This is a genomic window from Burkholderia sp. 567 (assembly GCF_040545115.1).
GTDB classification, from domain to species: domain Bacteria; phylum Pseudomonadota; class Gammaproteobacteria; order Burkholderiales; family Burkholderiaceae; genus Burkholderia; species Burkholderia ambifaria.
Genome location: NZ_JBEPLG010000005.1, coordinates 376,846 through 389,332, shown reverse-complemented (window position 1 = coordinate 389,332; position 12,487 = coordinate 376,846). Strand labels below are relative to the sequence as shown.

Genomic DNA, 12,487 nt, shown 5'->3' with positions numbered 1-12,487 from the left:
GCTTTGTTCCTGAAATCCCGGAATTATGGCGCGTACCTTACCGCGACCGATCGCGGCCCCCGACCCGCTCGCGCTGGATCTCGCAGCGCTGGGGGCGCTCGTGCGCAACCGACGCGCGCAGAGCCAGATGCGGATCGATGATGCGGCCGACATGCTCGGCGTCTCCAAGGACGTGCTGTCGCGGCTCGAGAACGGCCGCGCCGTGAGTGTCGACAAGCTGTTCAAGGTACTGGATGGCCTCGGCCTCAATCTGCTCGTCGTGCCGAAACGCGACGTACCGGCGGCGCGCAACGCAGTGCGCGAGCATATGCAGAAGCGTGCCGCGTCAACTGATTCGCACGAGGGCGCGTAATGGTCCATCGCCTGCGCGTGTCGACCGACGGCTCGCCCGTCGGGCAACTGACCTACGACGCCGGTCGCGACGATTACGGCTTTTCGTACGACCCGGCGTGGCTCGCGCGTGGCGATGCGTTCGCGTTATCGCCGTGCATTCCGCTCGATGGCGGCAAGCCGCGGGCGGGCGCGGTCCAGCGCTTCGTGGGCAACTTGCTGCCCGAGGGCCGCGCGCTCGACGTGGCCGCATCGATGTATCAGATATCGAAGGACAATGTCTTCGGCCTGATCCGGATGCTCGGCAAGGAGCCGGTCGGCGCGTTGAGCTTCATTCCCGACGACGATTCGGCCGCGCGGGTGCCCGAAAGCCCCGAACCTGTGCGCCGGCCGATTTCGGTGGAAGAGCTGACCGACCGTATCCGCAAGCGCGATGCGATCCCGTTTGCCGTGTGGGACGATCAGGTACGGCTGTCGATCGCCGGTCATCAGGACAAACTGCAGGTGCTCGTCGAGGGCGAGCAGTTCTCGCTTGTCGATGGCGTGCTCAGCAGCTCGCATATTCTCAAGCCCGAGTCGCGTAGCCCGAATGCGCCGTGCATGGTCGCCAACGAGCATTTCTGCATGACGCTGGCGGCTCGCATGGGCCTGCCGGTCGCGCATGTCGAGATTCGGCGCATCCCCGAACCGATTCTGCTGATCGAACGATTCGACCGGATCGTGACGACCGACCCGGCCGATCCGCACCGCGTGAGCGCGGTGCGGCGACTTCATATCATCGATGGGTGCCAGGCCCTCGATTTACCGGCGACGCTCAAGTACGAGCGCAATCTCGGTAACAACGAGGACGTACGCAATATCCGTGAAGGCGTGAGCTTCGAGCGACTGTTCTCGTTGACGCCGTCGCTCGAGACGCCGGCCGCCGCGCGTTCGGCCATGCTGCGCTGGGCATTGTTGCAACTGCTGATCGGCAACAGCGACGCGCATGGCAAGAACATTTCGTTTTTCGTCAGCAGCGGCGGGCTCGATCCGGCGCCGCTGTACGATCTGGTCTGCGTGAACGTGTACGGAGACGCGTATGTACAAGACATGGCGATGGCGTACGGAGACGTGTTCCGTACCGAGGAACTGACCGCTTTCGCGCTCGCAGACTTCGCACATCGTGCGCAGATCCGGCCGGCACTCGTTGCACGCGAAATGACGCGGATGGCAACCCTGGCTGCGAAACTGGCTCCCGAGCTGGCGCGATCGGACGTCTATACGGGCGACGAGCAGGCATGGGTGCGCCGTATTTCGGAGTACGTTCTGGATCAGGCCGATCGAGTGCTTCGCATTGCACCCATGGTGCCCAAGGTCAACGTGGAACTGCTCTGAACTCGCGCGGTTCGCCTGCAATTGCCGCGACACCGATCGTGCGTGGGGCGGCGTTCGCCTGAAGACGATTAAAGACGCAGGTTTTCATCGAGTTTCTGCGCACGCATTTCGCGCGAGCGTGACGGGCGATGGATGCCGTCTGCGTTCTGCTGCGTCAGGATAGCCACGCACGAACGTGCGGCCATGCGGCTTGCTTATTTCGCGTTGCGGCTTGCGGCGGGCGACCCTGCCGCCGGATCGCTGACCGGCACCATGTGCGCGTTGCCGTCGCTCGCGGCTTTCGCATCGTCGTCAGGTTCGAGCACGAACCGGAACGCGTCGACCCGCTGCATCACCTTCGCCGCATACGCATTCGATCCGCCGTAGCTCTTGAGCCCGGCCTGCACGTTGCCGCCGGCCGCCCGCACATAGCCCGACAGGATCTTGGAGCCGGCCTCGACGTTCGCATTCGGCTCGGTCAGATCCTTCACGTTGCGCAGCAGGCCGCGGTGGGCGGCCGGCACGACCTGCATCAGCCCGGTCGCGCCATGCTGGCCGCGCGCCTTTTCCTGGAACCGCGATTCGATCGAGATAATCGCGTAAACGAGTGCGGGAGGCAGCGAATATTTCGTCGCAGTGACGCTCACGATATCGGCGAGCCGCGCGGCGCGCTCCTTCGCGAGACCGAATTTCTTCGTCAGGTACGACGTGATGCGGCGGTTTGCTTCGTTCGGCTGATCGTTGGCGTTGGCGAGCGGCGCAGATGCCGCGGCCGGCGCGGATGCGGCCACTTCGGGCACGGACGCAGACAGCGCGGGCGCCTGCTGCGCCGAAGCCTGTTGCGCAATGCCGAGCGAAAGCACGATCAGCCAGAAAAACCGTCGTCGCATGGTGTAGTGCGGGGAAATGGGAGGCGCATAGTATATCGGCCAATCGTCTGACGCGTTCGAGCACGGGCTCGGATGAAAGCGCGTTGTAGGCTTGTATCGCCGCGCGCCGTGCGCAGACGGGATCGTTGCACGAACACGCATCGGAGTCCGGATCAAGCCCGCCCCGATTTTTTGTCGCGCCGTCTTTTTCGCGCGCAGAGCCGCGACGTCAGGCGCGTGCTACGACCGCCGCGCACTCGCCACCCGTGCCAGCGCGCCGATCGCATCGCTGACCAGCACGGCGAGCAGCCCGACGATCACGCCGCCCTGCAGCACGAACGCCGTGTTCGAGGTCTGCAGGCCCGCGATGATGACATCGCCGAGCCCGCGCGCGGCCACCGTCGACCCGATCGTCGCGGTACCGAGATTGATCACGACCGCGAGCCGGATGCCGTTCACGATCACCGGAAACGCGAGCGGAAGCTCGACCGACACCAGTTGCTGCCAACCGCTCATCCCCATCCCGCGCGCGGCGTCGACGACGTCGCGCGGCACGTCCTCGAGCCCCGCGATCGTGCTCTCGAAAATCGGCAGGAGCCCGTACAGAACGAGCGCGATCAGCACGGGTTTCAACCCGAAGCCGACGGCCGGCACCGCGAGCGCGAGCACGGCGACCGGCGGAAAGGTCTGGCCGATGTCGACGACGCTGCGCGCGACCGGCAGGAAATCCGCGCCGGCGGGCCGCGTGACCGCGATGCCGGCCGCGATCGCGATCAGCATGCCTATCAGGCTCGACAGCGCGACGGTGCCGAGGTGCGCGAGCGTGAGATCGAGCAGGCTCGCGCGATCGTAGATGACCGGCGCGCCGTTGTCCGCGAACGGCGCGAACACGCCCTGCAGCCACGCGGGACGCAACAGCAGCACGAGCAATAGCGCGAGCGCGGCCGCGCGCGCGACGTACGCGGGCAACCGCCGCGGCACGGGTGAACGCGCGGGCCGCGTCGTCATGCGGGCTTCCTCGCGTGCGCGCGGATCGCGCCGAGCGTGATGCGGCGTGCGTCGCGCCCGTTGCCGTCGTCGACCGGCAATGCGTCGACGCCGCGCCACAGCAGCTCGGACACCGCATCGCGCAGCGTGCGCGTCGCGGCGATCGGTTCGCCGTCGGCGTGACCGGATTCGGCCACCGCATCGATCGGCGTCAGCGCGAGCAGGCGCAGCGGCCGGTCGACGCCCGCGACGAGCTGTTCGACCACGCCCGCCGCCGGTTTGCCGAGAATCTCGGCCGGCGACGCGACCTGCAGCAGCCGGCCGCCGTCCATCACCGCGATCGTGTCGCCGAGCTTCAGCGCTTCCTCGATATCGTGCGTGACGATCACGACGGTGATGCCGAGGCGGCGCTGCAGCGCGTAGAGGTCGTCCTGCGCCTTGTTGCGGATGATCGGATCGAGCGCGCCGAACGGCTCGTCCATCAGTAGCATCGCGGGCTCGGCCGCGAGCGCGCGCGCGACGCCGACACGCTGCTGCTGGCCGCCCGACAGTTCGTGCGGCAGCTTGTCCGCGAATTCGGACGGCGCGAGGTGAAACAGTTCGAGCAGTTCGCGCACGCGCGCGTCGATGCGCGCGGCCGGCCAGCCGAGCAGACGCGGCACGGTCGCGATATTGCGCGCGACGCTCCAGTGCGGGAACAGCCCGTGCCCCTGGATCACGTAGCCGATGCGCCGCCGCAGCTGCTCGGGCGGAACGCTCGCGGTGTCGACGCCGTCGATGCGGATCGTGCCGGTGGTCGGCGCGATCAGCCGGTTGATCATCCGCAGCAGCGTCGACTTGCCGCTGCCCGATGCGCCGACGAGCGCGGTGATGGTGCCTTGCTTCATCGTCAGCGACACGTCGTCGACGGCGGTGATGTCGCCAAAGCGTTTGCCGAGGCGTTCGATCTCGATCATGCAGTACGTCCCTTGGCGAGCGTGGTCGCGGCTTCGAACACGACGGCGGCCGCCAGCGCGAGTGCGATCGTCGGGATCGCGCCGAGCAGCACGAGATCGGCGGCCGATTGCCCGATCCCCTGGAAGATGAAGGTGCCGAAGCCGCCGCCGCCAATCAATGCGGCGACCGCGGTCAGCCCGATGTTCTGCACCAGCACGATGCGCACGCCGCTCAGGATCACCGGCAGCGCGAGCACGAGGTCGACACCGAGCAGCCGCTGCACGCGCGTCATGCCCATCGCGCGTGCCGCTTCGGTCACATGCGGCGGCACCTGCTCGAGCCCGACCACGACGCTCGACGCGATCGGCAGCAACGAGTAGAGAAACAGCGCGAGCACGGCCGGCGCGACGCCGATCCCGCGGATGCCGAGCGCGGCCGCGAGCGGCACGTGCGCGGCGAGCAGGCCGAGCGGCGCCATCATCAGCCCGTACATCGCGATGCTCGGGATCGTCTGCACGATATTGAGCACCGGCATCACGACGGTGCGTACCGGGGCGATCCGCGCGCACGCGATGCCGAGCGGCACGCCGGCGACCAGCGCGGCCGCGACCGAGCCGCCCGCGAGCGATACGTGCCGGATGGCCTCGCGCCAGAAGTCGTCGCTGCGCACCGTGTATTCGCGCATCACGGAAAGGCCGTCCCACCAGCCGCTCGCGAGCGGCACCGATATCGCCGCGATTACGACCGCGAGCGCGACGAGGCGCCGCCACGGGCCGAAGGCGAGCCGCGCGAGCGCGTCCGCGACGAGCACGGCCCACGCGAACAGCAGCAGCCAGACGCCCGCCGCGGGCGACACGCGCGCGAGCATGTCGTCGGGCGCGACGACGTGCGCGGCGGCCGCGCCGACCGCATACGCGAGCGTCGCGAGCCACGCGGAGCCGGCCGCGAGCCGCCATGCGGGACGGCTCGCCGTCATGGCCCACAGCGCGCCGACGATCCACAGCGCGGCGAGCGCGGCACCCTGCGCGGCCGGCAGCGCGGCGAACACCGACAGCCCCGTGCCGGCCGCGATGCGGTTCGGCCGCAGTACCATGAAGGGCATGCCGACCACCGCGACGATCGTCAGGACACCGATCAGAATGCCGACCTTGTCGAGCGTGATGCGCCGCGCGGACGCCACGGCGCGATCCGTCACTTGACGAAGCCCTTCGACTTCAGATAGCTCTTGGCCACGCCGGCCGCCGGTTCGCCATTGATCTGGATACGTGCGTTCAGCGTTTGCAGCGTCTTCAGGTCGAGGCTCGCGAACACGGGCTTCAGGTAGTCGGCGATCTGCGGATGCGCCTTCAGCGCGGCTTCGCGAATCACCGGTGCCGGCGCATAGACGGGCTGCACGTGCTTGTCGTCGTCGAGCACGACGAGGCCGCTCGAGGCGATGCCGCCATCGGTGCCGTACACCATCGCGGCGTTCACGCCGTCGGTCTGGTTCGCGGCGGCCTTGATCGTCGCGGCGGTGTCGCCGCCGGACAGCACGACGAGCTGGTCGGGTTTCAGCTTGAAGCCGTATGCCTTCTCGAACGACGGCAGCGCGGATGGGCTGTTCACGAATTCGGCCGACGCGGCAAGCTTCACCTTGCCGCCGCCCACGGTCCACTTGCCGAAATCGGAGAGGGTCTTCAGGTGCTGCGATTGCGCGACGGGCGCGAGCACGGCGACGCCCCACGTATTGTTCGCGGGCGCCGGTGTGAGCCAGACGAGATGATTCGCCGCGTAGTCGAGCTTCTTCGCGGTGTCGTAACCCTGGCTTGCGTTCTTCCACGCGGGATCGTCGGCCTTGTTGAAGAAGAACGCGGCGTTGCCCGTGTATTCGGGGTAGATGTCGATCTCGCCGCTCGTCAGCGCCTTGCGTACGATCGGCGTCGTGCCGAGTGCGATCTTTTCGGTGACGGGGATGCCGTGGGCCTTCAGCACCTGCGCGATGACGTTGCCGAGCAGGTTGCCTTCGGTATCGATCTTCGACGACACCACGACGGGCGTGTCGGCATGCGCACCGGGCGCGACGGCGGCGGCGAGTGCGAGGCCCAGGATCCGGGCGGGCAGAGCGAGTTTCATCGAGGCCAATCTCCAGGACGGGGGCGTACGCCGAAAGTTACTTGACTGAGCCGGCTTTGGCAAACCGCGTGCGGCGGCGTGTCCACAGCCCGTGTGGGGATTACCCGCATCCGTCATGCGGGCTTGTTACACTGAAATCCGTTCCCGCCTGCGGACACTTGCTGACATGAAGCCAGAACTGCTGGTCCTCATCGCATTGCGCGGCGAAGCGCATCGCGAGATCGCCGCGTCGTTCGACGTGCGCCATGCCCCGACCGCCGACGAACGCGAACGCGCGATCGCCGAACACGGCGGCACGATTCGCGCGGTACTGACCAACGGCAGCACGGGCCTCGCGGCTGCCGACATCGACCGCCTTCCGCAGCTCACGTTCGTCAGCGCGCTCGGCGCGGGTTACGAGCATATCGACGTCGCGCACGCGAAGGCGCGCGGCATCACGGTCGTCACGGGCGCCGGCACCAACGACGATTGCGTCGCCGACCACGCGTTCGCGCTGTTGCTCGCGACGGTGCGCGATGTCGTGAGGCTCGATGCGAAAACACGCGCAGGCGTGTGGCGTGAAGGGCTGCCGATGCCTCCGAACGTATCGGGCAAGAAGCTTGGCATCGTCGGGCTCGGGAAGATCGGCGAGAAGTGCGCGCGCCGTGCGGCCGGCTTCGACATCGAGGTCGGCTATCACAGTCGTTCGCGGAAGGACGCCGCGCCATACCGCTATTTCGACCGGCTCGACGCACTCGCGCAGTGGGCCGATTTCCTGATCGTCGCCACGCCGGGCGGCGCGGGCACCCGGCACCTGGTTGATCGTGCGGTGCTCGACGCGCTCGGCCCGGGCGGCTTTCTCGTCAACGTGTCGCGTGGCAGTGTTGTCGATACCGCTGCTTTGGCGGACGCGCTGCGCGAAAAACGCATCGCGGGCGCGGGGCTCGACGTGTACGAAGGCGAGCCGGAGCCGCCGCGCGCGTTGATCGGTCTCGACAATATCGTGCTGACGCCGCATATGGGCGGCTGGTCGCCCGAGGCGCTCGACCGGTCGGTCCAGCAGTTTCTCGACAACGCGGCGCGGCATTTTGCCGGGCAGGCGGTGCTGACACCGTTGTGAGCGTGCCGTTCTGCGGTCAGGCGGCGGTCGATCGGAGCTGTGCAGAACGGCGGCAAGCGGCTATGTGAATCCGCTGGCGACGCGCATCGGCGTCGCGTATTCGGACATGCGCTACCGGCGCGTGCACGAGTTTGCGGAACGCGACCACCACGGCAGCATGTTCGTCGCGCAGCCGTTCGTGCGCGGCTGGCATCTCTCGACCTCACCGCGCGGGTTCAGTGCAATGCGAATCTGGAACAGCACGCCGTGGCGGCGACGGAGCAAAGACGCGTTGCTCGGCTCAACCGATGAGCCGCGCACCACCGTGCAACGCGCGAGCGAAGCACGGGGTGCGCGGCCACGTTCCAGCGTCAGGACGCCACCAGCGGCACCGTGACCGACGTGCCCGCCGGATCGAGCGCGAGACCCGTGCCCGGTGTCGGCCGCAGCGTCGCCTCGTTGTCGCTCGACAGCACGACGAGGCCGAGCTTGTGACCCGCTTCGAGCTTGTAGTCGCGCGGCATGAACGTCAGCTTCAGGTCATACGGCATCCCCGGCAGCACGGGCTCCGAGAACCAGTCCGACAAGCGATTGCGCGGATCGGTCCATGCCCGCGTGACGATCGTCGCCGTGCCGTCCGGCGCGCGGTCGACCAGCAGCGCCGTCACGTTCGCGACGCCGGTGAAGGTCAGCCGCACGCGTGCGGTCGCGGTGCCGGACAGGCGTGTCGCGGCCGTGAACGCGGCCGTCTCGAAGCGGCCGCGATGCTCGCCGGTCGTGGCGTTCGCCAGCGTGAGCGCGGGGATCGACGCATCGTCGGTGAAGCGCGCGAGCGGGCCGCCGCTTGGCATCCGCAGCAGCGTGCCGGTGCCGGCGCCGTCGCCGCCCGCGAAATACGCGACCGGCGTGGCGTGCCGCGCGGCCCAGTCCGCTTCTTTCAGCAGCGTGCCGTCGGCCTGCTCGACCACCGCGCGCGGATCGCGATCCACGCCGTTGTCGACGCCGATCAGGTAGCGCGTGAACCAGCGGTTCACCTCCGCGGTCCACGCATCGGCCATCGCCGGCACGCGGGTCGGGTCGGTATGCTTCAGCCGATGCAGCCACAGCTGCGTCGGCACGCCCTGACGCCGCATCGCGAGATACCACGACGTCGACTGGTCGGTGCGCACGTTGTCATCGGTCAGCCCTTGCGCGACGAGCGCCGGCGCGACCGCGTACGCGGTGGGAATGTCGCGCGCGGCCCAGAACGGCGAGTAGTTGCCGGTCTTGCGGTCTTCCTGCTGCAGCGCCTCGTCGATCAGGTGCGTGCAGCGCTCCGGATGCGCATTCGTCAGCAGCGCCTTGATATAGACGTCGACGTCCTCGCCCTGATAGCCCTCCGGCGCGCGCACGAGCCCGCCCGAGCGGTAGTAGCCGTACATGTTCGACAGCCCGGCGACCGGCACGATCGCGTCGAGCCCGCGCGTGCGCAGGCTCGCGACCATCTTCGGCAGCGTGCCGTCGTACGACACGCCGTACATGCCGACGTGGCCCGTCGACCAGTTCGCGACGACGGGCTTGCCGTTCGCATCCTTCGCGGTCGCATCGCGGCCGAGCCAGCGGATCACCGACGCCATCGCGACGGATTCGTCGCGCGTGAGGATGGTCGGGCAGCCGTCGGAACCGGCGGTGCCGAGCGAATCGGCATAGACGATCGTGAAGCCGCGCTGCACGAAATAACCTTCGATCCATGAACGGCCGGCCGCGGCCGCTTCGAGTTGCTGCAGCATCCGGACTTGCGGCGCGGCGGCCATGATCCGCGCGGATGCGCCGCCGGGCGCGGCTGCCGCCGCGGCGGGATGCGGCGTGCCGTCGAGTTCGACGTCGACGTCGTGGTTGGGGCTGTCGGCGAGCCCGGCGTAGTACGGGCTCGCGAGCACGATGACCGGCGTGCGTGCGCCGTTGGCGGTTTCGGACGGACGCACGATGCGCACGTGAATGCGGTCGCGCGTACCGTCGCCGTCGGAATCGACCGGCGTGTCGACCCACGCGTTCTCCTCGATCGTGCCGCCGGACAGCGACGGTTGTACCTGGCCGTTGCTGATCACCGGCCGGTAGCGTCCGCCGCTGGCCGGATTCGCATACGGAACGCCGGAAGGCGACACGCGTCCCGATGCGTTTTCCGCCGATGCGGCGCTGTCGCCCTGTTGATCCTGACCTTGACCTTGCGCGAGTGCGGATACGCCCGCCACGCTGCCGCCGTCGTCACCGCCGCACGCGGCGAGCGTCGCCGCTGCGACGAGCGCGGGTAGCCAGGCGCGACGCGATCCTCTGAAATGAAATTGCATTGCCGACCTCGTTCTTGTGATTGTGTCTGGACGACCGGACCGCGATACACCCCCTGCGGGCCGGGCCGATTACTGCCTGCAACGAAGAGGAAACTGCACCATCGGGAAAGCGGCAGCGCCACGCATGCGCGTCACGCAGGACTGCGAATCAAATGCACGGAGCAGGCTGCTCGTCCTTCCAGATGAAACGGAACGACATCATTCGATGAAACGGGGATGTTGCGAGCTGCGGTGCTGCGCTGCGGAAACACGACGCGACGCGCGTGCGGCGACGGAATGAAACGGATCGGCGGTTTGGGCCGCGCCGCGCATCGTGATGGCTTGCCGGTTCGCGTTTGCTTTCCGGAAGCTTGCGCAAAACTTATCTCAGTGAAATCGTCGTGTCAAACTTTTTTAACCGACGGTAAATAAAGTTTCGGCGCGTTGCCGACGGGGGCGTGTGGCGCGCTTGCGATGCGCATGTGCGGCGACGTGCTTGCGCTTGCTCCGTGTCGCATCGTCCAATGCAAACGGGCGATGACGAATCGTATTCGCCACCGCCCGCCGGTTACTTGCCGCCAGCCTTCCTTCCAGTCACGCAGTTGTGAACGCATGCGCGCCGTCACCTGTCGTCGGCCTTCGCCTGCAGATCCTTCAATCCCTGAATCACGACCAGCAGCGCGCGCCCGTGCTCGTCGGAGCCGTCCCAGGCGTCGACGATCGCGTCGCGCAGCAGATCGTTGTAACGGCGGCGCGCCGGCCCAGTATCGACGCCGTAGAAACTGCATAGCTTGTTGAATGGGCCGCTGCGCCGCAGCCGATGCCCGTTCGACAGCCGCAGGCGCGAGACGGTCGGCTGGCTGACCCCGGAAAGTCGCGCGATTTCGCTGGATGAGCGCGTGTCCGCCATCAGACGGCGTAACAGGTCTTGTACAGGAAAATCGTGGTCCGGGGCTTCCATGCGATGCATTATACCTATACAGTTACGGTTGTTGAATGGGCTTGCTGTCACCAGCGAGGCTGTATCCCGAGAAAGTCGATGACACTGAAACATCTCCCTCCCACGTTCTGCTGGACGAAGATCGGTACCGAGTCCGGCGAGGAACTGCCGACCGTCGTGCTCCGCAAGGAATGGGAGCGCCGGCTCGGGGGCGGGCGTTTTCTGTGGGGCATCAACCAGCCGCTCGGCAGCAGCGCGCAAGTCGCCGCGCATCGCACGGGCTCGCTGCTCGCGCTGTTTTCGCCGGTCGCGGCGCGCACGCGTTCGGGCGAGCGCAGGCGCGAGGACGCGCTGCTGTGGAATGCATGGGTCGATGCGAGCGGCCAGGTGCGGCCGCTGCCGCCGCACACGTTCATCGCGAGCCGCTCGACGCTGCCGTCGGGCCGGCGCCGCGAACAGCACTACGCGCTCGTCTGCGTATCGTCCACCGCGCTGACGGTCGGCACGCAATTGCGCGTGTTCCCCGATCACCTGCGCAGCGTGAGCACGGGCAAGCCGCTCGGCGTCGCGCAGGGCGCGGCCGTGGTCGACTGCGTCGGGCGTGCGAAGGAGCAAACCGGCAAGAGCTATCCGCTCGCGCTGTCGGTCGAACTCGAAGCGCCGTATTTCGTGCGGCTCGCGCAGCCATGCGTGCTGAAGGCGCGCGATCTCGCCGACGTGAACAAGGCGACGCGGGCCGGCGATTTCGATCGCTTCGTCGAGCTGGTCGCGCGCTTGCGCGGCCGGTCGCCGACGGATGCCGTGCGCGGCGTCACGCGCGACCTGTTCGACGTGCCGCCGATCGAAACGGCCGCTGCCTATGTCGCGCCCACGCATGCCGGCAGGCTGCGCAGCCGGCCGGCGGTCGAGCATCCGCGCGAGCTCACTGGTGATCTGTTCGATCTGTCGTCTGAAGCGGCCGCGTTCGGCGGTATCGCGCATCCGCGCATCGGGCGCGCGTGATGTTGGCGCCGCTCATGTGCGGCGCGGGATGCAGGGCAGCAAGCTGATGTGCGCGCAACGACACGCGTAGGTGTCGCCGCCATTTCGGCGCGCGCAAGAATTTGTTGCAATCTCGCCGTAGCGGATCGGCGAGCGTCGCGCGACAATCGCCACGGAAGCACGCCGCATGGTGGCTGTGCGTCGACAGCCTGCCTGCCGTCGTTCACGCCGCCGACATGCGCAACACGCACACTGAGCGTCGGCTTGCTTCACACAGCAACCTGAGGGAGAAGTGTCGATGTCGACCCACATCTGTTCGCGGGAAGCACGGGCTGCACAACGCTTCGTCGAAGCGACGCGCAACGTCGATCAGGCATTTCGCGCGGTGCGCGCCGAAAGCGATGACGACATCTCGTCCGGCGAATATGCACGCGCGATGTCGCGTCTCGATCGCGCGCTGGACGAACTGGCGCGTGCGCAGGAATTCTTCGATCGCGTGGTGAACGCCGACGCGGCGCACGGCAACTGAAGCCGCGGCTTCTGCTTTTGCCGCCGTCGCTTTCCGTTTATCGTTTTCGTTTGTTTACCGCGTCGC

Annotated in this window: 13 protein-coding genes; 6 read left to right on the top strand and 7 right to left on the bottom strand. The window is 67.6% G+C overall.

Annotated elements, in window-relative coordinates; translation table 11 throughout:
• Positions 1 to 25: 25 nt before the first annotated feature.
• A complete protein-coding gene (locus tag ABIC50_RS17540) occupies positions 26 to 352 on the top strand; it encodes a helix-turn-helix domain-containing protein (protein WP_011659510.1) in 327 nt (108 codons plus the stop codon).
• On the top strand, positions 352 to 1,704 hold the full coding sequence (locus ABIC50_RS17535; protein ID WP_354165763.1) for a HipA domain-containing protein: 1,353 nt from the start codon (positions 352 to 354) through the stop codon (positions 1,702 to 1,704). Before ABIC50_RS17540 ends, ABIC50_RS17535 begins: the two co-directional genes overlap by 1 nt.
• A 194-nt stretch (positions 1,705 to 1,898) precedes the next feature.
• Here ABIC50_RS17535 and ABIC50_RS17530 read toward each other — a convergent pair whose 3' ends face one another.
• The 5 genes from ABIC50_RS17530 to osmF all read right to left on the bottom strand — a co-directional run bounded on the left by ABIC50_RS17530 (position 1,899) and on the right by osmF (position 6,587).
• Positions 1,899 to 2,573 (bottom strand): lytic transglycosylase domain-containing protein, encoded by a 675-nt coding sequence (locus ABIC50_RS17530; RefSeq protein WP_229081435.1) that lies wholly within the window; start codon positions 2,571 to 2,573, stop codon positions 1,899 to 1,901.
• A 219-nt stretch (positions 2,574 to 2,792) separates the two neighbouring features.
• Positions 2,793 to 3,560, bottom strand: a complete 768-nt coding sequence (locus ABIC50_RS17525; protein WP_354165761.1) for an ABC transporter permease — start codon at positions 3,558 to 3,560, stop codon at positions 2,793 to 2,795.
• Positions 3,557 to 4,495, bottom strand: a complete 939-nt coding sequence (locus ABIC50_RS17520; RefSeq protein WP_354165758.1) for an ABC transporter ATP-binding protein — start codon at positions 4,493 to 4,495, stop codon at positions 3,557 to 3,559. Before ABIC50_RS17520 ends, ABIC50_RS17525 begins: the two co-directional genes overlap by 4 nt.
• Positions 4,492 to 5,670 (bottom strand): ABC transporter permease, encoded by a 1,179-nt coding sequence (locus ABIC50_RS17515; RefSeq protein ID WP_354165755.1) that lies wholly within the window; start codon positions 5,668 to 5,670, stop codon positions 4,492 to 4,494. The genes ABIC50_RS17520 and ABIC50_RS17515 overlap by 4 nt, the downstream gene beginning before the upstream one ends.
• Complete coding sequence (osmF, locus tag ABIC50_RS17510; RefSeq protein WP_105831854.1) at positions 5,667 to 6,587, bottom strand: glycine betaine ABC transporter substrate-binding protein OsmF; 921 nt, start codon at positions 6,585 to 6,587, stop codon at positions 5,667 to 5,669. The genes ABIC50_RS17515 and osmF overlap by 4 nt, the downstream gene beginning before the upstream one ends.
• Positions 6,588 to 6,753: 166 nt before the next feature.
• Between osmF and ABIC50_RS17505 the strand changes: the two genes are divergently transcribed.
• Positions 6,754 to 7,686, top strand: coding sequence for a 2-hydroxyacid dehydrogenase (locus ABIC50_RS17505; protein ID WP_354165753.1), 933 nt, complete (start codon positions 6,754 to 6,756; stop codon positions 7,684 to 7,686).
• 64 nt (positions 7,687 to 7,750) lie between these two features.
• The gene (locus ABIC50_RS17500; protein ID WP_354165750.1) at positions 7,751 to 8,062 is read left to right on the top strand and encodes a hypothetical protein; all 312 of its coding nucleotides are present in this window, start codon (positions 7,751 to 7,753) and stop codon (positions 8,060 to 8,062) included.
• On the opposite strand, the gene ABIC50_RS17495 is transcribed toward ABIC50_RS17500, so the two are convergent.
• Positions 8,037 to 9,992, bottom strand: coding sequence for a Xaa-Pro dipeptidyl-peptidase (locus tag ABIC50_RS17495; RefSeq protein ID WP_354165748.1), 1,956 nt, complete (start codon positions 9,990 to 9,992; stop codon positions 8,037 to 8,039). The genes ABIC50_RS17500 and ABIC50_RS17495 overlap by 26 nt on opposite strands.
• Positions 9,993 to 10,593: 601 nt before the next feature.
• Positions 10,594 to 10,932 carry a helix-turn-helix domain-containing protein gene (locus ABIC50_RS17490; protein WP_041491522.1) on the bottom strand — a complete coding sequence of 113 codons (339 nt, stop codon included), beginning with the start codon at positions 10,930 to 10,932 and terminating at the stop codon, positions 10,594 to 10,596.
• Positions 10,933 to 11,010: 78 nt separating this feature from the next.
• Here ABIC50_RS17490 and ABIC50_RS17485 point away from each other — a divergent pair, with 78 nt between their 5' ends.
• Positions 11,011 to 11,913, top strand: coding sequence for a hypothetical protein (locus ABIC50_RS17485; RefSeq protein WP_126225981.1), 903 nt, complete (start codon positions 11,011 to 11,013; stop codon positions 11,911 to 11,913).
• Between the two features lie 277 nt (positions 11,914 to 12,190).
• On the top strand, positions 12,191 to 12,421 hold the full coding sequence (locus tag ABIC50_RS17480) for a hypothetical protein (protein ID WP_354165745.1): 231 nt from the start codon (positions 12,191 to 12,193) through the stop codon (positions 12,419 to 12,421).
• The last annotated feature ends 66 nt before the right edge of the window (positions 12,422 to 12,487 follow it).